Raw genomic sequence first — 19,447 nt, forward strand, 5'->3', positions numbered from 1 at the left:
CGTTCGTTAACGGAATACGAATCCGTCTCTGCAAGCCATTGAAAAGACATAGCACCAGGCATGTCCCACGCTGGGACATCGCCCCACGCGCCTGTCGCCGGCAGGCGCCGGCCCGGCTGGCTTGGTCCGCCGCGGCAGGAAGGGCGCAATCAAACCCGGCAAGTTCCGTTTTCTCGCGAGACAACTTCCACCCCGGAAAGGAACACGAAAATGGCGACCGACAAGACGCTCCAGGACGCATTCCACGACGGCCTCAGGGACGTCCTCTTCGCGGAACGGGCCTCGCTGCGGGCGCAGAAGAAGGCGGCGCGGGCCGCCCAGATGCCCGAGTTGAAAGAAGCCTTCGAGCACCATGCCGGGGAAAGCGAGGAGCATAAACAACGCCTCGAGCAGGTGTTCGAGATGATCGGCAAGGCCGCCCGCGGCAAGACCTGCGACAGCATTCAGGGGCTGATGGCCGAATTCGAGGATCATATCGACGAGTTCAAGGCCACCGAAGCCGCGGATGCCGTCCTGATCGCCGGCGCCCAGGCGAAGGAGCATTACGAGATCGCCCGCTACGGGACCCTCGTGACCTGGGCCAAGCAGCTTGGGCACGACGACGCGGCGAAACTGCTGGCCCAGACCCTGCAGGAAGAGAAGAAAACGGACGACCTGCTCAACAAGGAGGCCCAGAAGGCAAACAAGGCGGCGAAGCAGGACTGGAGCGGCTCGCACCTGAGGGCGACCCCGTCACCGACGCCTCTTCATCCCTCTGGGGAGGTGGCGCCTGAAACGCCGACGGGCTCCGCCTCGCATTCCGGCGGCTTGCCCGCGGTGCGCGACCTCTCGCAGAGCGGCGATTTTCTTGAAGTTCAGTGGTGAGCCGTGCAGGATTCGAACCTGCGACCCACTGATTAAAAGTCAGTTGCTCTACCAACTGAGCTAACGGCCCACTGGGCGCGGACCTACAAAGGCCGCAGGGCGGGGTCAAGGCGGAAAATAGAAAAATTGCGCCGGTGGCGCGGGATGCCCGCGCTCCGGGCTGGAATGCCCGGCCGACCAGGCGTATATGCGCGCGCATGAGCATGGCCACCGATACCGATCTGCCGTTCATGAAGATGCACGGACTGGGCAACGATTTCGTCGTCCTCGACGCGCGCGCGACGGCGCTGCGCCTGACGGATACGCTCGTCCGGCGGCTGGCGGACCGGCATCGCGGCGTGGGCTTCGACCAGTTGGCGGTGATCGGCACCGGCAAGGCCGACGCGCACCTGACGTTCTACAATTCCGACGGCTCGGTCTCGGCCGCCTGCGGCAACGCCACCCGCTGCATCGCCGCGCACCTGATGGACCAGACGGGGCGCGACGCGCTGACGCTGACCACCGACCGCGGCCTCCTGCCGGCGCGTCGAGAGGCGGATGGCCAGGTCAGCGTCAACATGGGACATCCCCAGACGGAATGGGCCGAGATTCCGCTGGCCGAGGCGATGGACACGCTGGAAATTCCGATCGAGGGTGCTCCCACGGCGACCGGTATGGGCAACCCGCATTGCACGTTCTTCGTCGACGACGCAGAGGCGGTTGCGCTGGATCAGTTCGGCAGACGCTACGAACACCATCCGCTTTTCCCGCAGCGCACCAACGTGCAGGTGGTCAGCCTTCTCGGGTCCGACCACCTGCGCATGCGCGTCTGGGAACGCGGCGTCGGCATCACCCAGGCCTCGGGCTCGTCCTCGTGCGCGACGGCGGTCGCGGCAGTGCGGCGCGGGCTCACCGGGCGCCGGGTGCGCGTCACGCTCGACGGGGGCGACCTGTTGATCGACTGGCGCGAGGACGGCGTCTGGATGACCGGCGCCACTTGCCACGTCTTCGACGGCACGCTCACCCGTGCCTGGCTGGAGGCCGAGGCATGAGCGACGCGCCGCGCTTCACCACGCTGGGCTGCCGCCTCAACGCCTACGAGACCGAGGCAATGAAGCGTCTTGCCGCCGATGCGGGCCTCGGTGACGCCGTGGTCGTGAACACCTGCGCCGTGACCGCCGAGGCCGTGCGCAAGGCACGGCAAGAAATCCGCCGCCTGCGCCGCGAGAACCCCGACGCGCGCCTGATCGTCACCGGCTGCGCCGCGCAGATCGACCCCGACAGCTTCGCTGCGATGGACGAAGTCGATCACGTGATCGGCAACGCCGAAAAGATGGCGCCCGACACCTGGACGCGCCTGTCGCCCGATTTCGTGGGCGAAACCGAGGCGGTCATGGTCGACGACATCATGTCGGTGAAAGAAACGGCAGGCCATCTGATCGACGGTTTCGGCACGCGCAGCCGCGCCTACGTGCAGGTCCAGAACGGCTGCGACCATCGCTGCACCTTCTGCATCATCCCCTACGGCCGCGGGAATTCGCGCTCGGTGCCCGCGGGCGTAGTCGTCGACCAGATCAAGCGGCTGGTGCAGAAAGGGCTCAACGAGGTGGTGCTGACCGGCGTCGACCTGACATCGTGGGGCGCCGACCTGCCGGCCACCCCGCGGCTGGGCGACCTGGTGATGCGCATCCTCAAACTGGTGCCGGACCTGCCGCGGCTGCGTATCTCCAGCATCGACAGCATCGAAGCGGACGAGAACCTGATGCAGGCCATCGCAACCGAGCCGCGCCTGATGCCGCACCTGCACCTGAGCCTTCAGCACGGCGACGACCTGATCCTGAAGCGGATGAAGCGACGGCACCTGCGCGACGATGCCATCGCCTTCTGCGAGGACGCGCGCCGCCTGCGCCCCGACATGACCTTCGGCGCCGACATCATCGCCGGCTTTCCCACCGAGACCGAGGCGCATTTCGAGAATTCGCTGAAGCTGGTCGAGGAATGCGACCTGACCTGGCTACACGTCTTCCCCTACTCGGCCCGTCCCGGCACGCCCGCCGCCCGCATCCCCAGCTGCGTCGACGGCGCGACGATCAAGGTCCGCGCCGCCCGCCTGCGCGACGCCGGCGCGCGCGCAGTGACCCGGCACCTGGATGCGCAAGTGGGCCGCACTCATTCGGTGCTGATGGAATCGCCCCTGATGGGCCGGACCGAACAGTTCACCGAGGTCCGCTTTGCTCAGCCGCGCCCCGAGGGCGCGGTGATCTCGGCCTCCATAGCGGGCCATGAAGGCGCGGCGCTGCTCGCCTGACCGGCGGAAAGGCTCGTGACGCGCCTGTCCGGGCCGTCGCGACACGCGGCCCGCGGCGCCTGTTCCCGAGGTTTGCAACCGTGCGGGATTTACTGCATGAGGAGTGGATGACACTCGCAACGAAGGCCCTGCTGGTCCACCTGTTCACCGCCACCGGCGCGGTTTTCGCCATGCTTGCCATGCTGGCCGCTGCGCAGGCCGCATGGTCCGTGATGTTCCTGTGGCTGGTGATCGCCTTTGCTGTCGACGGCATCGATGGTCCCTTGGCGCGCAAGTACGACGTCAAGACCAACGCGCCGCGCTTCGACGGCGTGCTGCTGGACCTGATCATCGACTACCTGACCTACACCTTCATACCGGCCTTCGCGCTCTTCGAGTCGGGGCTTCTGCCAGGCTGGACCGGATGGTTCGCGATTATCCTGATCACCTTCGCCAGCGCCATGTACTTCGCCGATGCGCGGATGAAGACCTCGGACAATTCGTTCCACGGCTTCCCGGGCTGCTGGAACATGCTGGTGCTGGTGCTCTTCGCGGTCGAGCCCGACTTCTGGGTGACGCTTTTCATCGTCTCGATACTGGCGGTGGCGATGTTCCTGCCGCTGAAGTTCATCCATCCGGTGCGCACCAAGCGGTGGCGCAAGTTGTCGCTTCCGATCGCGCTGGCATGGACGTTCTTCGCCGGATGGGCGGCCTGGGTCGATTTCCACCCCGAAAGCTGGGCGCTCTGGGGTCTGGTCGCGACCTCGGCCTACCTGATCCTAGTCGGTGTCGTGCAGCAGATCGTGCCCGAGCGTCGCGCCCGCTAAGGCCACGGTCCGCCCCTGGTGCGGGCCCGCGGGACGGCGGGCGGGGCGACGCGCCGTCAGGCGCGAGCACCGTGTGCCGGCCTAGTCGCCGACGCTGTTCGTGCCTTTTGCCTCGAGCGCGTCGAGCCGCGCCTTCAGCGCCTCGTTCTCCTCGCGCGCCTTCTGCGCCATCGACCGCACCGCATCGAATTCCTCGCGGGTGACGAAGTCGCGGTCGGCGAGCCAGCGATCCATCATCGACTTCATCGCCGTCTCGGCCTCTTCCCGCGCCCCCTGAGCCACGCCCATGGCGTTGGTCATAAGTTGCGACATGTCTTCGAAGATCTTGTTGCGCGATTGCATGGCTCTCTCCAGCTTGGCTTGTCCTCTATATGGGATACGGAGGCTTGAGCCTCAAGGTTGACTTCGCCGCGCAGCCGCGCACAACAACGCGCATGCAGACAGGTATCCCCTTCCCGAATCTCTCGCCCGAACTTTTCTCGATCTCGTTGTTCGGGTTCGAATTCGCCCTGCGCTGGTACGCGCTAGCCTATATCGCGGGAATCCTGATCGGCTGGCGGATTGCCGTCGCCTCGGTCCGGCGCGAGGCGCTGTGGCCCGCAGACACTCCGCCGATGACCCCACGCCAGGTCGAGGATCTGCTGACCGCGGTCATTCTCGGCGTCATCCTGGGCGGGCGGCTAGGCTACGTGCTGTTCTACCAGCCCGCCTACTTCCTGGCGAACCCGGCCGAGATCCTGGCCATCTGGACCGGCGGCATGTCGTTCCACGGCGGCATGATCGGCGTTGCCGTCGCCGTGCTGTGGTTCTGCGGCCGGGGCGGCCATCCCCGCCTGTCCACGCTGGACATGATGGCGCTCGCGACACCCGTGGGCCTGCTGCTGGGACGGCTGGCAAACTTCGTCAACGCCGAGCTCTGGGGCCGTCCGACCGACCTGCCGTGGGGCGTGATCTTTCCCGGCCCGGCCGCGCAGGATTGCGGCCAACCCGCTGGCGAGGTCTGCGCGCGCCACCCCTCGCAGCTCTACGAGGCCGGCCTCGAGGGGCTTGTGCTGGGGCTTCTGCTGCTGTGGCTCGCCTCGCGGGGCGCGCTGAAGCGGCCCGGCCTGCTGACGGGCGCGTTCCTCGCCGGCTACGGTGCCGCGCGCTTCGCGGTGGAGTTCGTGCGCCAGCCCGACGCGCAGTTCGTCGAACCCGGCAACCCGCTGGGTCTCGCATGGCACGTGAACGGCTGGGGGCTGACCATGGGCCAGCTTCTGACCCTGCCGATGATCGCCTTGGGGCTGTGGCTGATCGCACGGGCGCGACGGGCCGGGGCATGACCCCGCTGGCCGCGCTGCTGGTGCGCCAGATCGCAGCGACCGGTCCGATCAGCCTAGCCGAGTACATGGCCGCCTGCCTCGGCCATCCAGAGCACGGCTACTACACCACCCGCGACCCGCTGGGGGCGCAGGGCGATTTCACCACCGCGCCCGAGATCAGTCAGCTTTTCGGCGAGATGCTGGGCCTGACCCTGGCACAGGCGTGGATCGACCATGGCCGCCCCGCCTCCTTCACACTGGCTGAACTCGGCCCCGGACGCGGCACATTGATGGCCGACGCGCTGCGCGTCACCCGCGCCGTGCCGGGATTCCGGGAGGCGGCGCAACTGCACCTGGTCGAGACATCTTCGCCCTTGCGCGCTGTCCAGGCGGCGACGCTGGACGCCGTGCCAACCTGGCATGACAGCGTCGAGACGCTGCCCGACGCGCCGCTATTCCTTATCGCGAACGAATTCTTCGACGCGCTTCCGATCCGGCAGTTTCAACGCGTGGGCGATGGCTGGGCCGAACGCATGATCGGGCTGGATGGCGATCGGCTGGTCATCGGTCAGTCCAGCGCCGCGCCCGTTGCCGCGCTGGAGCACCGCTTGGCCGACACGCCCGACGGCGGCATCGTCGAGACCCGCGCCCCGGCCGCGGCCATAGCGTCCGAACTGGGCGCCCGTATTGCCAGCCGCGGCGGCGCCGCGTTGATCGTCGATTACGGCGACTGGCGCAGCCGGGGCGACACACTCCAGGCGGTGGCTGGCCACGCACCGATCGATCCGTTCGCCACGCCGGGACAGGCCGACCTGACCGCGCACGTGGATTTCGAGGCATTGGCGCTGGCCGCCGCGCCGGCAAGGGCAACGCCGCTGATCCCTCAGGGCGTCTTTCTCGAACGGCTGGGCATCACCGAACGGGCGCGCAGCCTAGCCAGCGGTGGCGACGCGGCACAGGTGGACGCCATCGCCGCCGCACATCGGCGGTTGACGCATCCCGACGAAATGGGTTCGGTGTTCAGGATCCTTGGGCTCGCCCCCGCCGACGCGCCCGCCTTGCCCGGACTGGACCCATGACGCTGGAGATCATCACATCCGACAGTCTGGCCCCGTTCAGGCACGGCTTCTTCACGCGCCGCGGCGGTGCGTCGTCCGGGGTGTTCGCCGGGCTCAATTGCGGCGCGGGATCGTCGGACCAATCCGAGATCGTCGCCATCAACCGCGGCCGCGCGGCCGACGCGCTCGGGGTCGGCACGGATCACCTGGTCGGGCCGCACCAGGTCCATTCCGCCGACGTCGTCATCGTGACCGACGCGCCCCTGCCGCGTCCCCTGCCCCGCGCCGACGCGATGGTCACGCGCACGCTAGGGGTCGCGCTCTCGGTGCTGACCGCCGATTGCCAACCCGTGCTGCTGGCGGACAGAAACGCCGGCGTCGTTGGTGCCGCGCATGCCGGCTGGCGCGGTGCGCTGGACGGCGTGCTGGACGCCACGGTCGACGCGATGGTGGGACTGGGTGCCGCACGCGCGGACATCACGGCCGTGATCGGCCCGACGATCAGCCAGGGCGCCTACGAGGTCGGGCCGGAGTTCATCGAAACCTTCGTCGACGCAGACCCCGAAAACGCCCGGTTCTTCGCGAACGGAAGTGGCGACCGTTACCTGTTCGACCTGCCCGGATACGGCCTGCACCGCTTGCGCGAGGCCGGAGTGACGGCGGAGTGGACGCGCCACTGCACCTATTCCGATGCCGCGCGATTCTACTCCTACCGGCGCGCGACCCATGCGCGCGAGGCGGATTACGGTCGGCTGATCGCGGCCATCCGGCTCTGACGCCAAGGGCCAAGGAAAGGCCCGGCACCGTCACAAACAGGCCCGAATCAACCTCCATTTCTTGACGACCAGACCCAAAGGCGCCGCCCCGGACGCCGCAGGAAAAGGTCCGTCGCCCGTGTCCAGCATCAGCCCCCTGATCGACAACCGCCGCTCGCCGCCCGTGACTGCGGGGCCGCTTTCGGATCGGCCCGCGGCGCAGCGCATGCCCATGCGCCAGTTCGAGATCGCGGCACTCATGCCGGGCGGTGCGGTCGAACACCGCTCGGTATCGGCCCCCGCCGTGCCCGCGATCGAAGAGGCCGCAACTGCCTTTGCGCGTGGCACGCTGGTACCCACACCGCAAGGCCCCGTCGCGGTCGAGGATCTGCTTCCCGGCGACCGGGTAACGACCGATAGCGGCGATGTAGAACGTCTGATATGGATCGGCTCGACGCTGTTTTCGCGTCCGCGCAACCGCGCTCGCGCGGGCATGATGCGGGTGATGAACGACTCCGTCGGCGATGCACTGCCGGAACCGGACCTCCTCGTCGGTCCGGCGGCGCGCCTCGTGGTTCGTCACCCGCGGCTGGGCCCTTTGCTCGGCCGCGCCTCGGTGCTTGTGCCGTTGTCCGACTATGCCGACGGCGACCGCTTCGTTCCGGTCACGCCACACGGCCCGGTGCAACTGTACCACCTGCTTCTGGCGCGACACGCATTGCTGCGCCTTGGTGGCATTTCGCTGGAAACCTACCACCCCGGCAGCGCAATCGAGGCACTTGCCCAGACCGGCCTGCGCGGCGCGTTCATGGCGCTGTTCCCCAACCTTGACGGCCCCGGCGCCTTCGGGCAGGTCGCACTGTCGCGCACCACGCGCCAGTCGCTGGAGCGATTGATCGGAAGCTGACGCGTTCGATTGGGCCGCGCGCCTCAGGCGGATCGGCTCAAGCGGTCTTCCAGCACATCGAAGGGCACGCCCGGTTCGTCCTTGGCGCCGCGGATCACCAGCGACGTCTTCACGCTGGCGACGTTGGGCGTGGTCAGCAGCTGGTCGGTCAGGAAGGCCTGGAAGCTCGACAGGTCGGGTGCGACGCATTTCAGGATGAAATCCACCTCGCCGTTGAGCATGTGGCATTCGCGGACCAGCGGCCACTCGCGGCAGCGATTCTCGAAAGCGCGCAGGTCTGCCTCGGCCTGGCTTTGCAGGCCGACATTGGCGAAGACCTGAACCTCGAACCCCAGCGCGCGGGCATCGACATCGGCGTGATAGCCCCGGATCAGGCCCATCTCCTCGAGCACACGAACCCGGCGCAAGCACGGCGGCGCCGAGATGCCGACACGGCGGGCGAGTTCGACGTTCGTCATCCGACCGTCGGCTTGCAACTCTGACAAGATTTTCCTGTCGATCGGGTCCAACCGGTGCCCTGGCATCTGCGCCTCCTTGGAATTCGCGATTGTTATAGCACCAACCGCGATCGGCGCAAGAATGTTTCAATATCGCGCAACATTGTTCCGCAATCTGGACTTAGGGCCAGGCAGCCTCCGCGACGGAACGACCCTTTCGTCCAGCCCACCCCGACGCTATATCCCGGCAAGTAGGCCGAAGCAGGAGGCAGAGCAATGTCCAAGACGCGTCACAGCAAGGTATTGATCATCGGCTCTGGCCCGGCGGGCTACACTGCCGGAATCTACGCCTCCCGGGCCATGCTCGACCCGGTGCTGGTCCAGGGGATCGAGCCCGGCGGCCAGTTGACCACCACCACCGAGGTCGAGAACTGGCCCGGCGACACAGAGGTGCAGGGCCCCGACCTGATGCTCCGAATGGAGGCGCACGCCAAGGCCATGGGCTGCGACATCGTCGGCGACATCATCGCCAAGGTGGATTTCGACAAGCGGCCCTTCGTGGCGCATGGCGACAGTGGCACGACCTACACGGCGGACTCGATCATACTGGCGACCGGCGCTCGCGCCAAGTGGCTGGGGCTGGAAAGCGAAGAGGCCTTCAAGGGCTTCGGCGTGTCCGCCTGCGCCACCTGCGACGGGTTCTTCTATCGCGGGAAAGAAATCGTCGTGATCGGCGGCGGCAACACCGCCGTGGAAGAGGCGCTGTTCCTGACCAACTTCGCCAGCAAGGTCACGCTGATCCACCGCCGCGACACGTTGCGCGCCGAGAAGATCCTGCAGGACCGCCTGTTCAAACACCCCAAGGTCGAGTGCCTGTGGGACCACGAACTCGACGAGGTTCTGGGCGACGAGAACCCCAAGGGCGTAACCGGGGTGCGCGTGAAGCATGTGAAGAGCGGCGAGACACGGGAAATCCCGTGTGCGGGCGCCTTCGTCGCCATCGGACATGCTCCGGCGAACGAACTGGTCAAGGACGTGCTGGAAACCCACATGGGCGGCTATGTCGTGACCAAGCCGGATAGCACCGAGACCTCGATTCCCGGCGTCTTCGCGGCCGGCGACCTGACCGACCACAAGTACCGGCAGGCAGTGACCAGCGCCGGGATGGGCTGCATGGCCGCGCTCGAGGCCGAACGCTGGCTGGCCGAGCAGGACCTGGATTCGGGAAAGGACGTTTCCGAGCCCTTGGGCTACGGCGCCGAGACCCCGGCCGCCGAATAGCCGCAGCGGCAAGAGCGCACGAAACAGCGAAAGATCCAACGCCGCGGACTGGGGCCGGTTCCTTTTGGAGGCATGCATTTGTCGCAACGCGGCAATTCCGGGCCTACGGCGACCATTTCCGTCTGCGGGTCTTGCAAGCGCTCTAGGGCAAAGCTAAGGCCGCCGCGAACATCCACGCCATTTTCGTTCGATTGAAACCAAAGGTCTTGCCCATGTCCATGCCCGCGAACCTCGCTCCGCTTCCCGAACTGTACGTGTCCTACGAGAGTGCCCAGAAGCTGAAGGTCGAGGCGGGTGACCTTACGTCGCTCGACCTGACCCCGCGACAGATCTGCGATCTGGAGCTGCTGATGAACGGGGGCTTCTACCCGCTCAAGGGATTCCTGCCCGAGGCGGATTACGACAGCGTCGTCGAGGACATGCGCCTGGCCGACGGCACGCTGTGGCCGATGCCGATCACGCTGGACGTGAAGGAGGCCTTCGCCGAGACCGTCGAGATCGGCCAGGACATCGCCCTGCGCGACCAGGAGGGCGTGATCCTCGCGACGATGACCGTCACGGACAAGTGGGAGCCGAACAAGGCCCGCGAAGCCGAAAAGGTCTTCGGTGCGGACGATTCCGCGCACCCGGCGGTGAACTACCTGCACAACCAGGCCGGCAATATCTATCTGGGCGGGCCTGTCACCGGCATTCAGCAGCCGGTGCACTACGATTTCCGCGGCCGCCGCGACACCCCGAACGAGCTGCGCGCCCAGTTCCGGAAACTGGGCTGGCGCAAGATCGTCGCCTTCCAGACCCGCAACCCGCTGCACCGCGCGCACCAGGAACTGACCTTCCGCGCCGCGCGCGAGGCCGAGGCGAACCTGCTGATCCACCCCGTCGTCGGCCTGACAAAGCCCGGTGACGTCGACCACTTCACCCGCGTGCGCTGCTACGAGGCGGTGCTGGACAAATACCCCAGCTCGACGACGACCATGTCGCTGCTGAACCTGGCGATGCGGATGGCCGGCCCGCGCGAGGCCGTGTGGCACGGGCTGATCCGTCGCAACCACGGCTGCACCCACATGATCGTCGGCCGCGACCACGCAGGCCCCGGCAAGAACAGCGCGGGCGAGGATTTCTACGGCCCCTACGACGCGCAGGAGCTGTTCCGCCAGCACCAGGACGAAATCGGCATCACGATGGTCGACTTCAAGCACATGGTCTACGTGCAGGAACGCGCCCAGTACGAACCCGCCGACGAGATCGAGGACCGCGACAACGTCACCATCCTCAACATCTCGGGGACCGAGCTTCGCCGCCGCCTGCGCGAAGGCCTAGAAATCCCCGAATGGTTCTCGTTCCCCGAGGTCGTGCAGGAGCTGCGCCGCACCTCGCCGCCGCGTGCCGAACAGGGGTTCACCGTGTTCTTCACCGGGCTTTCGGGTTCGGGCAAGTCGACCATCGCCAACGCGCTGATGGTCAAGCTGATGGAGATGGGTGGCCGCCCGGTGACGCTGCTCGACGGCGACATCGTGCGCAAGAATCTCAGCTCCGAGTTGGGCTTCTCGAAGGAGCACCGGGATCTCAACATCCAGCGCATCGGCTATGTCGCGTCCGAGATCACCAAGAACGGCGGCATCGCCATCTGCGCCCCGATCGCGCCCTACGCCACCACACGCCGCAGCGTGCGCGAGATGATCGAGCAATACGGCGCGTTCGTCGAGGTGCACGTGGCCACCCCTCTCGAGGAATGCGAGCGCCGCGACCGCAAGGGCCTCTACAAGCTGGCGCGCGAGGGCAAGATCAAAGAATTCACGGGGATCTCCGACCCCTACGACGTGCCCGAGACGCCCGAGCTGCGCGTGGATACCGTCAACATCGATGTCGACAACTGCGCGCATCAGGTGATCCTGAAGCTGGAATCCATGGGCTTGATCGCAGGTCAGTAGAAAGCGTTGATACGTGAGATGGTGTGACCCGGCTACAACGGCCGGGTCTTCTCGTTTTCCAGTCGTTGCGACAGTGGCGCCCTCCGCGGCAGGATATCCGTGCCCATTGCAAAAAGAATTTTCCAGATGCGCCTTCTTTCATGTGCCGCCGCTCTTGTGGCGTTGGCCGGTCCGGCCTTGGCCGAACGCATGTCAGGCCAGTCCGTGGCTGGAATGATGGCCGAAGGACCGTGGCAGTTTCAGGCCGGCAGCGTCGCGCGGTTCGCCGGCGACGGGACCTTCACGTTCCGCCACGACAACGGCGGCGAAGCGGGCAGCTTCAGGGTCTTTTCGGACGACACCGTCGAATTGCGCGACAGGCAGACCGGACGCAACTCCCGCTTCTACGTGGATCGCACGCCCGGACGTCCGGACACGGTTGTCTGTCTCTCGGGCCCCTACAAGGGCCAGAGCTTTGCACTGAAGTGAGCACGGGCGCGGCGGGGTCGCCACTGCGACAAGGCATCCGGCACACATCGCTCTGCGCGAAGCGAAAAGGCCGGGCGCTCTGCCCGGCCTTTTACGTTCGCGCCCGTCGCGGCTGTCGCTGCCGTCAATGTACGGTGACCGGCGCCAGGTCGTTTTGCCGCGCCAGCACGAAGGCAAACTTTCGATCGCGCACGAGTGCCAGACGCTGACCTTCCGAATCATGCACCGCGTACAATGTCTTCAGACCGCCGACCTGTTCGCGCACGTCCTCGGGCAGATCCTCGGCCTTGACGGACCGGACATAGACGGTCCGGCCTTCGTCGAGCTTGGAAAGATCGTACTTCGTATTCATACCGTTACCCTTTCTTGATCTGGATCGTCTGAACGACGGTTTCGGGACGGCTGAGCGTGAGGTCCACGTGCAGCAGGCCGTTCTCGATCATCGCCTCGCCGACCTCGACACCGTCGGCCAGCACGAAGCTGCGCTGGAACTGGCGCGCGGCGATGCCGCGGTGCAGGAACACCCGCGGCTCCGCATCCTCGCGTTGCCGGCCGCGGATCACCAGTTGGCGGTCCTCGACGGTGATCGAAAGGTCGCTCTCGGCGAAGCCGGCCACGGCAAGCGTGATCCGGTAGGAATGGTCCGACGTCTGCTCGATGTTGAACGGCGGATAGCCTTCGCTGGACTTCGCCGTTCTTTCCAGAAGGCGTTCCAGTTGCTCAAACCCGAGCATGTGAGGATAGGACCCCAAGGTCAGTTTGGTCATCGACACGTCCTTTTTCAAAGCGACCGTCCGATGCGGCCCCTTCCGGCGACCGCCATCGAAATATGGGTGTGCTCCGTTGCGCACGCAAGGGCTTTGCGCGGCGCGACGGATTTGGCTACCATTCGTGCCTGGCTGGGCTTTACGAAGGGCATGGAATGAACGCGCCGTCCGATCTCTCAATGAAATCCGACGAGGTGCTGCGCGTCGAACTGGCGGTCTTCAAGCGCGAGCATCGCGATCTCGACGACTCGATCCGTGCGCTTCAGGCGGGCTCGACCGCCGACCAGATCACCCTGCAGCGGCTCAAGAAGAAAAAGCTTCTGCTGAAGGACAAGATCGCCCAGATCGAGGACCGACTGACCCCGGACATCATCGCCTGAGCGCCCGATTGCGCGGCGCGGCGCGTCCGCTATGGTGCGCCCACGCAAGGCGAAAGGGCACGGCATGGCGGACGGCGAAACGGTCAGGGTCGGGATCATCATGGGCAGCCAGTCCGACTGGCCGACCATGCGCGAAGCCGCCGATGTACTCGACGAGCTTTCGGTGCCTTACGAGACACGGATCGTGTCTGCCCACCGCACGCCGGATCGGCTTTGGGAATACGGCAGAACCGCCGTCGATCGCGGTCTGCACGTCATTGTCGCGGGCGCCGGCGGCGCGGCGCACCTGCCCGGCATGATGGCCTCCAAGACCCGCGTGCCGGTGATCGGCGTTCCGGTTCAGACCAAGGCGCTTTCGGGCGTCGACAGCCTGTATTCCATCGTCCAGATGCCGCGCGGCTTCCCTGTGGCCACCATGGCGATCGGCGCGGCGGGCGCGAAGAACGCCGGTTTGATGGCGGCGGGTATCCTGGCCCTGCACGACGCGGCGCTGGCCGAACGGTTGGAGGCTTGGCGCGCGGCGCTTGCGGCCTCGATCCCCGAATCCCCCGAGGCGTGAGGCCTTCCGCAGTCATTCTCCGCGCCACCCTTGCTACCGGCCGGCGCGCGGGTCATCAGGGGCGCAGGCGCTGCGGAGACATCACATGACACTGGCACCCGGATCGACCATCGGCATCCTCGGCGGCGGGCAACTGGCGCGCATGCTGGCTGTCGCGGCTGCGCGCCTCGGGCTGAAGGCGCATGTCTACGATCCCGCCCCGGCCGCGCCGGCGGGACAGGTCTGCTACCGCCTGACCACCGCCGCGTTCGGCGACACCGAAGCGCTGGTTGCCTTCGCCAATGCCGTCGACGTGGTGACATACGAGTTCGAGAACATCCCGACGGAATCGCTAGACGCGGTCGAGGCGATCCGCCCGATCCATCCGAACCGCGAGGCCCTCCGCACCAGTCAGGACCGGCTGGTTGAGAAGCGGTTTCTTGCGGAGCTGGGCTTGGCCACCGCGCCCTTCGCCGCCGTCGACGACGCCGCCACGCTGGACGCCGCGATCGCCGAGATCGGTCTTCCGGCGATCCTCAAGACCCGCCGGATGGGCTATGACGGCAAGGGCCAAGCGCGGCTGAACGCACCGGGCGACGCAGAGACCGCGCTGCAGTCCATGAACGGTGCCCCCGCGATCCTCGAAGGCTTCGTCGACTTCTCGAGGGAGATCTCGGTGATCGCTGCGCGGGGGTTGGACGGACGGGTTGCGGCCTTCGATCCCGGCGTCAATGAACACGCGGACGGCATCCTGCGCCGCAGCACGGTGCCCGCGCCCGGCCTGCCCGCGCGGATGCGCACCGACGCAGTGCTTCTGGCGGGCCGCATCTTAAACGCGCTGGACTATGTGGGCGTCATGGGAGTCGAGTTGTTCGTCACGCCCGGCGAGTTGATCGTGAACGAGATCGCGCCGCGCGTGCACAATTCCGGGCACTGGACGCAGAACGGCTGCGCCGTGGACCAGTTCGAACAGCACGTCCGCGCCGTCGCCGGCTGGCCACTGGGCGACGGCGGGCGCCATTCGAACGTGGTGATGGAGAACCTGATCGGTGACGACATGGACCGCGTTCCCGACCTGGCCCGCGATCCGGCCTGCGCGATCCATCTTTACGGCAAGGCCGAAACCCGCCCCGGTCGCAAGATGGGGCACGTGAACCGGGTCACGCCGCGCGCCGACTGATCTGCCCGGCCAGCGGCGTCTTGCGTTACAAAAGCCCCTGCTTGCGGAACAGGTCCGGAAGCGACGCCTCGGGGCGCGGCCCCAGGTGGCCGATCACTTCGGTCGCCGCGACGACGCCCATGCGGCCCGCCGTCTCCATCGAGGCACCCGTCGCAAGCCCGTACAGGAAACCCGCGGCGAACTGGTCGCCGGCGCCGGTGGCGTCCACCGGAACGATCTTGGTCACTGGAACGTCGATCCGCGTGCCGCGATCCACGATCGTGACCCCGTCGCCCGACCGGGTGCAGATCACGAGGTCGCAGATCGACGAGACCGCCTTCAGGTCCGCCTCGAGGTCGTCGTTGCGGTAGAGCGAGCGGATCTCGTCCTCGTTGCCGATGACGTAATCCATGTCGTTCTCTATCAGGCGCAGGAAGTCGTCGCGGTGACGCTCGACGCAGAACGGGTCGGAAATGGCGATGCCGGCCATGCCTCCGCCCTTGCGGCAGGCACGTGCGGCTTTCAGAAACGCCTCTTTGCCCTTGTCCTTGTCGAACAGGTAGCCTTCGAGAAACACGGTTTCCGCATTCTCGAGCACGTCCTCGTCCACGTCGTCCGACGACAGCTCGGCCGAGATCCCCAGATACGTGTTCATCGACCGCTCGCCATCCGGCGAGACGAATATCATGCTGCGCGAAGTCGGCAATTCGCCCCCCGGCACCGGCTCATTGGCGAAGGCTATGCCCTCGTTCGTCATGGCCGAGGAATAGAACACGCCGAGGTCGTCGTCGGCCACGCGGCCGATGAAGGCCGCTCGCGCATCAAGGTTGCCCAGCCCCGCGATTGTGTTGGCGACCGAGCCGCCGGGTGTCTGAACGCGATTGCCCATGGCGGCGTAAAGCTGCTTGGCCCGGTCCTGCTCGATCAGCTGCATGATGCCCTTCTCGATCCCCATGTCGCCGAGGAACGCGTCATCGGTGCGGGTGATCACGTCCACCACGGCGTTTCCGATGCCGACCACCTGGAATTTTTTCATGTTGTCTTGTCCTCGAATTGGCAAAGGTCGCGTATCACGCAGGCGTTGCATTTCGGTTTCCGCGCGACGCAAGTATAGCGACCGTGCAGGATAAGCCAGTGATGCGCGTGCGTCTGGAAATCCACCGGCACGTTGTCCTCTATCGCGCGTTCGACGGCCACCACGTCCTTGCCCGGGCAGATGCCGGTGCGGTTTCCGACGCGGAAGATGTGCGTGTCGACCGCCTGCGCCGGGTGCTTCCACCACATCGACAGCACGACGTTCGCGGTCTTGCGGCCGACGCCGGGCAGGCTCTCCAGCGCGGCGCGCGAGTTGGGCACCTCGCCGCCGTATTGCTCGACCAGGATGCGGCTGAGCTTGATGACGTTCTTCGCCTTGTTGCGGTACAGGCCGATCGTCTTGATATGCTCGATCACACCCTCTTCACCGAGGGCGAGCATCTTTTCCGGGGTGTCGGCCACTGCGAACAGCCCGCGCGTGGCCTTGTTGACGCCCGCGTCGGTCGCCTGCGCCGACAGCGCCACGGCCACCACCAGAGTGAAGGCGTTGGTGTGCTCCAGCTCGCCCTTCGGCTCGGGCTCGATCGCCTGGAAGCGGGTGAACACCTCGCGCAGGGTCGCGTAATCCATTTGCTTGGCCATGAGAGGCTTATCGCTGTCCGTCGCGCGGATCGCAACGGGCGACGGCGTGGCGCAACGCAAGGCGCATGATCCGGGTCGCGCGCGCCACGCAAGGCGCCTAGTCTGGAAGGACGCGAAAGGACGAGAACGATGCCCAAGGACAAAGGCCAGCCCTACCATTACGGCGTGATGCGACGCGCGATAGACGCGGTTGATCGGCTGGGGCCGCAGGCGACCCTGGACGAGCTCGCGGCCGAGCTGTCGATGAGCCCCGCTCATTTCCAGCGCCTGTTCTCGGCTTGGGTGGGCGTGTCGCCCAAGCGGTACCAGCAATACCTGGCGCTGGGGCATGCCCGCGCGCTGCTGGCAGCGCGGCACACGACGCTGGAGACCGCGCAGGCGGCCGGGCTCTCTGGTCCGGGCAGGCTGCACGACCTGTTCCTGCGCTGGGAAGCGATGAGCCCCGGCGACTATGCGCGCGGCGGCGGTGGCCTGACGATCCGTTGGGGTATGGCCGACAGCCCCTTCGGCCCGGTTCTGGCAATGGCGACAGAAAAAGGCCTGTGCGGCCTGGCCTTCACCTCCGAGACCGGCGAGTCGGAAGCGATGGCGGACCTGTGCGCGCGATGGCCCGCCGCCACCTATGTCGAGGACCCGCAGGCCTTGGCCCCCGCTGTCGCGGCGGCCTTCGCGCCGCGCGGGCCCGGGCCCGGGCCGGAGCTGCACCTGATCGGCGGCCCGTTCCAGATCAAGGTGTGGGAGGCGCTGCTGCGAATCCCTGCAGGCCAGGTCACGACCTATTCCGACATCGCCCGCGCGGTGGGCAACCCTCGCGCCGTGCGCGCCGTGGGAACGGCCGTGGGACGTAATCCGATATCCTTTCTGGTTCCATGTCACCGGGCGCTTCGGCGCGACGGTGCGCTGGGGGGCTACCATTGGGGCCTTCCGGTCAAGCGCGCCATGCTTGCGTGGGAAGCCGCCCGGGACGAGGCATGAGCGGGTTTTGACCGGTGGAACTAGAGGCGCTGCGCAAGGGTTTGCCGAGTACGAAGGGGCTTGTTATCGCATGACGAGCCATTCAGCGCTACTTCGGACCAGAGGCCGACAAGGCCACGAACAACAGAGGCAACCATGATCCGCACCAGCAAGACGTTCATCCTTTCCCTCGTCGCCGTCGTCGGCATCGCCGGCTGCACCACCGGTCCGTTGAGCGACCCGAACAACCCGAACAGCCAGGCCCAGCAGGGCGCGCTGATCGGCGCCGTGGGCGGCGCGATTGCCGGCCGTGCCGCCGGCGGCAGCGACGTGGGCGAGCGCAATCGCGCGACGGTCGCCGGCGCGCTGGTGGGTGCAGGCGTCGGCGCCGCCATCGGCAACCGCCTGGACCGCCAGGAGGCTGAGCTGCGCGCGCAGCTGGGCAACGAGACGGCAATCCGCAACACCGGCGAGCGTTTGATCGTCACCATGCCGCAGGACATCCTGTTCGCGACCGACAGCGCGCAGCTGCAGCCGCGCCTGATCGGCGACCTTCAGACGGTGGCATACAGCCTGCGCCAGTACCCAGACACGACGGTTCAGGTGATCGGCCACACCGACAACACCGGCTCGGCAGCGTACAATCTCGACCTTTCGCAGCGCCGCGCGCGCGCGGTCTCGTCGGTGCTGGTGTCCGAAGGTGTTTCCTCCGGGCGCATCCAGACCATCGGTCGCGGTGAAGACCAGCCCATCGCGTCGAACCTGACGACCGAGGGCCGCGCGCAGAACCGCCGCGTGGAAATCGTGATCCTGCCCAACGCCTGAGGTTGCGGGAAAACCGGCGCCTGGTCCCGCAGATGCCGGTTCCCAACGCAGCATAGGCGCGATGACCGCCCTCGGCCCCAGGTCGGGGGCGGTTTTACATTCTGCTCTTCGCTGAAGCAGTAAGCGCGGCCCGAGATTCCGTCAGGGATTTATGGTTTCCATGCCGCGGCGCTTTCTGGCCACGTGAGCGCGGGCCGTCGCGTCAGACGCCGGTGCCTCTGAAGACAACCTTGACCGTTCGCGCCAGCAGCTTCAGATCGGTCGCGATCGACAGGTCGCGGAGATACTGCGTGTCGAAGTCCGCACGCTGCACGAAGCTTGATTCATTGCGCACAGCGGTTTGCCAATAGCCGGTGATGCCGGGCCTCAGGGCATAATAGGCGGTGCCGGGGTAGATCGAGGTCTGGCACGTCATCATCGGGCGCGGCCCGACCAGGCTCATGTCGCCCCGCAGGACGTTCCACAGCTGCGGCAACTCGTCCAGCGACGTCGCGCGGATGAGCCGCCCGATGCGCGTGATGCGCGGGTCGTGGCCGAGCTTCTGGCGGCGGTCCCATTCCTCGCGAGCCGCAGGGTTGTCGACCAGATAAGCCTCGAGCAGGCGATCGGCGTTCGGCACCATCGAGCGGAGCTTCCACATGTGGAACGACCGGCCATGACGTCCGACGCGCTGCTGTCGGTAGAACGGCGAGGCGCCGTCCCGCATAATGGCCAGGCACAGCACGCTCAATACCAGTATCGTCGGAAGAGCCGCCAGCAGGACCAACGCGATGTCGAGGGTTCGCTTGAAATAGATGCGATAGATGTTGCCAAAGCGGCGAGGGAGCGATGGTGTCACGAAAAGCTTGTCGACTTCGGACGGGGAAACCCGGATGCGCAAGTGCGATGTCACTGTGACCTCCTGGAAGTCGGCATCTGGCGCAGCGCGGCAAGGACTCCGCACCGGTCGGTCGGGAAAATTCCGCGGCGGCACATCTCGTGAACCTGAATGACTTGGCGTTCCGTCCCGCGGCAAAAACCGGGGCGCCCGGGGGGAAGTGGTGGAACTTCAA

Annotated in this window: 23 protein-coding genes and 1 tRNA gene; 16 read left to right on the top strand and 8 right to left on the bottom strand. The window is 66.6% G+C overall.

Going from position 1 to position 19,447, the window contains the following annotated elements; translation table 11 throughout:
- Nucleotides 1-210 precede the first annotated feature (210 nt).
- On the top strand, nt 211-864 hold the full coding sequence (locus BLW27_RS15255; protein WP_089884474.1) for a YciE/YciF ferroxidase family protein: 654 nt from the start codon (nt 211-213) through the stop codon (nt 862-864).
- Here BLW27_RS15255 and BLW27_RS15260 read toward each other — a convergent pair.
- A tRNA-Lys gene (locus BLW27_RS15260) sits at nt 859-934 on the bottom strand. The genes BLW27_RS15255 and BLW27_RS15260 overlap by 6 nt on opposite strands.
- Before the next feature lie 127 nt (nt 935-1,061).
- On the opposite strand from BLW27_RS15260, the gene dapF reads away from it, so the two are divergent.
- The 3 genes from dapF to BLW27_RS15275 all read left to right on the top strand — a co-directional run bounded on the left by dapF (nt 1,062) and on the right by BLW27_RS15275 (nt 3,957).
- Nucleotides 1,062-1,895, top strand: a complete 834-nt coding sequence (dapF, locus tag BLW27_RS15265) for a diaminopimelate epimerase (protein ID WP_089884477.1) — start codon at nt 1,062-1,064, stop codon at nt 1,893-1,895.
- Complete coding sequence (gene mtaB, locus BLW27_RS15270; RefSeq protein ID WP_089884479.1) at nt 1,892-3,151, top strand: tRNA (N(6)-L-threonylcarbamoyladenosine(37)-C(2))-methylthiotransferase MtaB; 1,260 nt, start codon at nt 1,892-1,894, stop codon at nt 3,149-3,151. Before dapF ends, mtaB begins: the two co-directional genes overlap by 4 nt.
- Before the next feature lie 107 nt (nt 3,152-3,258).
- A complete protein-coding gene (locus BLW27_RS15275; RefSeq protein ID WP_089884481.1) occupies nt 3,259-3,957 on the top strand; it encodes a CDP-alcohol phosphatidyltransferase family protein in 699 nt (232 codons plus the stop codon).
- A gap of 81 nt (nt 3,958-4,038) precedes the next feature.
- On the opposite strand, the gene BLW27_RS15280 is transcribed toward BLW27_RS15275, so the two are convergent.
- A complete protein-coding gene (locus tag BLW27_RS15280; protein ID WP_089884483.1) occupies nt 4,039-4,299 on the bottom strand; it encodes an accessory factor UbiK family protein in 261 nt (86 codons plus the stop codon).
- A 92-nt stretch (nt 4,300-4,391) separates the two neighbouring features.
- On the opposite strand from BLW27_RS15280, the gene lgt reads away from it, so the two are divergent.
- The 4 genes from lgt (at nt 4,392) to BLW27_RS15300 (ending at nt 7,978) form a co-directional block, all read left to right on the top strand.
- Nucleotides 4,392-5,279 carry a prolipoprotein diacylglyceryl transferase gene (lgt, locus tag BLW27_RS15285; RefSeq protein ID WP_089884485.1) on the top strand — a complete coding sequence of 296 codons (888 nt, stop codon included), beginning with the start codon at nt 4,392-4,394 and terminating at the stop codon, nt 5,277-5,279.
- On the top strand, nt 5,276-6,337 hold the full coding sequence (locus BLW27_RS15290; protein ID WP_089884608.1) for a class I SAM-dependent methyltransferase: 1,062 nt from the start codon (nt 5,276-5,278) through the stop codon (nt 6,335-6,337). Before lgt ends, BLW27_RS15290 begins: the two co-directional genes overlap by 4 nt.
- Complete coding sequence (gene pgeF / locus BLW27_RS15295; RefSeq protein WP_089884487.1) at nt 6,334-7,092, top strand: peptidoglycan editing factor PgeF; 759 nt, start codon at nt 6,334-6,336, stop codon at nt 7,090-7,092. Before BLW27_RS15290 ends, pgeF begins: the two co-directional genes overlap by 4 nt.
- Nucleotides 7,093-7,303: 211 nt before the next feature.
- Nucleotides 7,304-7,978, top strand: coding sequence for a Hint domain-containing protein (locus BLW27_RS15300; RefSeq protein WP_089884610.1), 675 nt, complete (start codon nt 7,304-7,306; stop codon nt 7,976-7,978).
- Between the two features lie 23 nt (nt 7,979-8,001).
- Here the strand turns inward: BLW27_RS15300 and BLW27_RS15305 are convergent, their stop codons facing one another.
- Entirely contained in the window at nt 8,002-8,502 is a 501-nt protein-coding gene (locus BLW27_RS15305) for an Lrp/AsnC family transcriptional regulator (protein ID WP_089884489.1), read from the bottom strand.
- A gap of 189 nt (nt 8,503-8,691) precedes the next feature.
- Here BLW27_RS15305 and trxB point away from each other — a divergent pair, with 189 nt between their 5' ends.
- From trxB to BLW27_RS15320, 3 genes are all read left to right on the top strand, one after another.
- Nucleotides 8,692-9,696, top strand: a complete 1,005-nt coding sequence (gene trxB / locus BLW27_RS15310; RefSeq protein WP_089884491.1) for a thioredoxin-disulfide reductase — start codon at nt 8,692-8,694, stop codon at nt 9,694-9,696.
- 212 nt (nt 9,697-9,908) lie between these two features.
- On the top strand, nt 9,909-11,627 hold the full coding sequence (locus tag BLW27_RS15315; protein ID WP_089884494.1) for a bifunctional sulfate adenylyltransferase/adenylylsulfate kinase: 1,719 nt from the start codon (nt 9,909-9,911) through the stop codon (nt 11,625-11,627).
- Nucleotides 11,628-11,753: 126 nt separating this feature from the next.
- Nucleotides 11,754-12,095: a hypothetical protein gene (locus tag BLW27_RS15320; protein ID WP_089884496.1), complete on the top strand. Its 342-nt coding sequence runs from the start codon at nt 11,754-11,756 to the stop codon at nt 12,093-12,095.
- A gap of 124 nt (nt 12,096-12,219) precedes the next feature.
- On the opposite strand, the gene BLW27_RS15325 is transcribed toward BLW27_RS15320, so the two are convergent.
- On the bottom strand, nt 12,220-12,447 hold the full coding sequence (locus BLW27_RS15325; protein ID WP_089884499.1) for a DUF1150 family protein: 228 nt from the start codon (nt 12,445-12,447) through the stop codon (nt 12,220-12,222).
- Nucleotides 12,448-12,451: 4 nt separating this feature from the next.
- Complete coding sequence (locus BLW27_RS15330; RefSeq protein ID WP_089884501.1) at nt 12,452-12,862, bottom strand: Hsp20 family protein; 411 nt, start codon at nt 12,860-12,862, stop codon at nt 12,452-12,454.
- A gap of 155 nt (nt 12,863-13,017) precedes the next feature.
- Here BLW27_RS15330 and BLW27_RS15335 point away from each other — a divergent pair, with 155 nt between their 5' ends.
- The 3 genes from BLW27_RS15335 (at nt 13,018) to BLW27_RS15345 (ending at nt 14,960) form a co-directional block, all read left to right on the top strand.
- Nucleotides 13,018-13,242 carry a YdcH family protein gene (locus BLW27_RS15335; protein WP_089884503.1) on the top strand — a complete coding sequence of 75 codons (225 nt, stop codon included), beginning with the start codon at nt 13,018-13,020 and terminating at the stop codon, nt 13,240-13,242.
- A 64-nt stretch (nt 13,243-13,306) separates the two neighbouring features.
- Entirely contained in the window at nt 13,307-13,801 is a 495-nt protein-coding gene (purE, locus tag BLW27_RS15340) for a 5-(carboxyamino)imidazole ribonucleotide mutase (protein ID WP_089884505.1), read from the top strand.
- Nucleotides 13,802-13,886: 85 nt separating this feature from the next.
- Nucleotides 13,887-14,960, top strand: a complete 1,074-nt coding sequence (locus BLW27_RS15345; protein ID WP_089884507.1) for a 5-(carboxyamino)imidazole ribonucleotide synthase — start codon at nt 13,887-13,889, stop codon at nt 14,958-14,960.
- Between the two features lie 25 nt (nt 14,961-14,985).
- Here the strand turns inward: BLW27_RS15345 and BLW27_RS15350 are convergent, their stop codons facing one another.
- Together BLW27_RS15350 and nth are read right to left on the bottom strand one after the other, a co-directional pair.
- Nucleotides 14,986-15,975 (bottom strand): adenosine kinase, encoded by a 990-nt coding sequence (locus tag BLW27_RS15350; RefSeq protein WP_089884509.1) that lies wholly within the window; start codon nt 15,973-15,975, stop codon nt 14,986-14,988.
- On the bottom strand, nt 15,972-16,616 hold the full coding sequence (gene nth / locus BLW27_RS15355; RefSeq protein WP_089884512.1) for an endonuclease III: 645 nt from the start codon (nt 16,614-16,616) through the stop codon (nt 15,972-15,974). Before nth ends, BLW27_RS15350 begins: the two co-directional genes overlap by 4 nt.
- Before the next feature lie 129 nt (nt 16,617-16,745).
- On the opposite strand from nth, the gene BLW27_RS15360 reads away from it, so the two are divergent.
- Entirely contained in the window at nt 16,746-17,591 is an 846-nt protein-coding gene (locus BLW27_RS15360; protein ID WP_089884514.1) for a methylated-DNA--[protein]-cysteine S-methyltransferase, read from the top strand.
- Nucleotides 17,592-17,726: 135 nt separating this feature from the next.
- Nucleotides 17,727-18,395: a YiaD family glycine zipper/OmpA-like lipoprotein gene (locus BLW27_RS15365; protein ID WP_089884516.1), complete on the top strand. Its 669-nt coding sequence runs from the start codon at nt 17,727-17,729 to the stop codon at nt 18,393-18,395.
- 202 nt (nt 18,396-18,597) lie between these two features.
- Here the strand turns inward: BLW27_RS15365 and BLW27_RS15370 are convergent, their stop codons facing one another.
- On the bottom strand, nt 18,598-19,275 hold the full coding sequence (locus BLW27_RS15370) for a sugar transferase (RefSeq protein ID WP_425429301.1): 678 nt from the start codon (nt 19,273-19,275) through the stop codon (nt 18,598-18,600).
- Nucleotides 19,276-19,447 lie beyond the last annotated feature (172 nt).

This window comes from Citreimonas salinaria (assembly GCF_900107235.1).
Lineage (GTDB): Bacteria > Pseudomonadota > Alphaproteobacteria > Rhodobacterales > Rhodobacteraceae > Citreimonas > Citreimonas salinaria.

Bases quoted from the DNA above. Each gene is read 5' to 3' on its own strand.
- BLW27_RS15360 (WP_089884514.1), top strand. From the start codon at position 16,746: ATGCCCAAGGACAAAGGCCAGCCCTACCATTACGGCGTGATGCGACGC.
- BLW27_RS15290 (WP_089884608.1), top strand. From the start codon at position 5,276: ATGACCCCGCTGGCCGCGCTGCTGGTGCGCCAGATCGCAGCGACCGGT.
- BLW27_RS15325 (WP_089884499.1), bottom strand. From the start codon at position 12,447: ATGAATACGAAGTACGATCTTTCCAAGCTCGACGAAGGCCGGACCGTC.
- BLW27_RS15280 (WP_089884483.1), bottom strand. From the start codon at position 4,299: ATGCAATCGCGCAACAAGATCTTCGAAGACATGTCGCAACTTATGACC.
- BLW27_RS15255 (WP_089884474.1), top strand. From the start codon at position 211: ATGGCGACCGACAAGACGCTCCAGGACGCATTCCACGACGGCCTCAGG.
- BLW27_RS15350 (WP_089884509.1), bottom strand. From the start codon at position 15,975: ATGAAAAAATTCCAGGTGGTCGGCATCGGAAACGCCGTGGTGGACGTG.
- purE (WP_089884505.1), top strand. From the start codon at position 13,307: ATGGCGGACGGCGAAACGGTCAGGGTCGGGATCATCATGGGCAGCCAG.
- BLW27_RS15335 (WP_089884503.1), top strand. From the start codon at position 13,018: ATGAACGCGCCGTCCGATCTCTCAATGAAATCCGACGAGGTGCTGCGC.
- BLW27_RS15345 (WP_089884507.1), top strand. From the start codon at position 13,887: ATGACACTGGCACCCGGATCGACCATCGGCATCCTCGGCGGCGGGCAA.
- BLW27_RS15315 (WP_089884494.1), top strand. From the start codon at position 9,909: ATGTCCATGCCCGCGAACCTCGCTCCGCTTCCCGAACTGTACGTGTCC.
- trxB (WP_089884491.1), top strand. From the start codon at position 8,692: ATGTCCAAGACGCGTCACAGCAAGGTATTGATCATCGGCTCTGGCCCG.
- nth (WP_089884512.1), bottom strand. From the start codon at position 16,616: ATGGCCAAGCAAATGGATTACGCGACCCTGCGCGAGGTGTTCACCCGC.
- BLW27_RS15320 (WP_089884496.1), top strand. From the start codon at position 11,754: ATGCGCCTTCTTTCATGTGCCGCCGCTCTTGTGGCGTTGGCCGGTCCG.
- BLW27_RS15365 (WP_089884516.1), top strand. From the start codon at position 17,727: ATGATCCGCACCAGCAAGACGTTCATCCTTTCCCTCGTCGCCGTCGTC.
- mtaB (WP_089884479.1), top strand. From the start codon at position 1,892: ATGAGCGACGCGCCGCGCTTCACCACGCTGGGCTGCCGCCTCAACGCC.
- BLW27_RS15300 (WP_089884610.1), top strand. From the start codon at position 7,304: ATGCGCCAGTTCGAGATCGCGGCACTCATGCCGGGCGGTGCGGTCGAA.
- dapF (WP_089884477.1), top strand. From the start codon at position 1,062: ATGAGCATGGCCACCGATACCGATCTGCCGTTCATGAAGATGCACGGA.
- pgeF (WP_089884487.1), top strand. From the start codon at position 6,334: ATGACGCTGGAGATCATCACATCCGACAGTCTGGCCCCGTTCAGGCAC.
- lgt (WP_089884485.1), top strand. From the start codon at position 4,392: ATGCAGACAGGTATCCCCTTCCCGAATCTCTCGCCCGAACTTTTCTCG.
- BLW27_RS15330 (WP_089884501.1), bottom strand. From the start codon at position 12,862: ATGACCAAACTGACCTTGGGGTCCTATCCTCACATGCTCGGGTTTGAG.
- BLW27_RS15275 (WP_089884481.1), top strand. From the start codon at position 3,259: ATGACACTCGCAACGAAGGCCCTGCTGGTCCACCTGTTCACCGCCACC.
- BLW27_RS15305 (WP_089884489.1), bottom strand. From the start codon at position 8,502: ATGCCAGGGCACCGGTTGGACCCGATCGACAGGAAAATCTTGTCAGAG.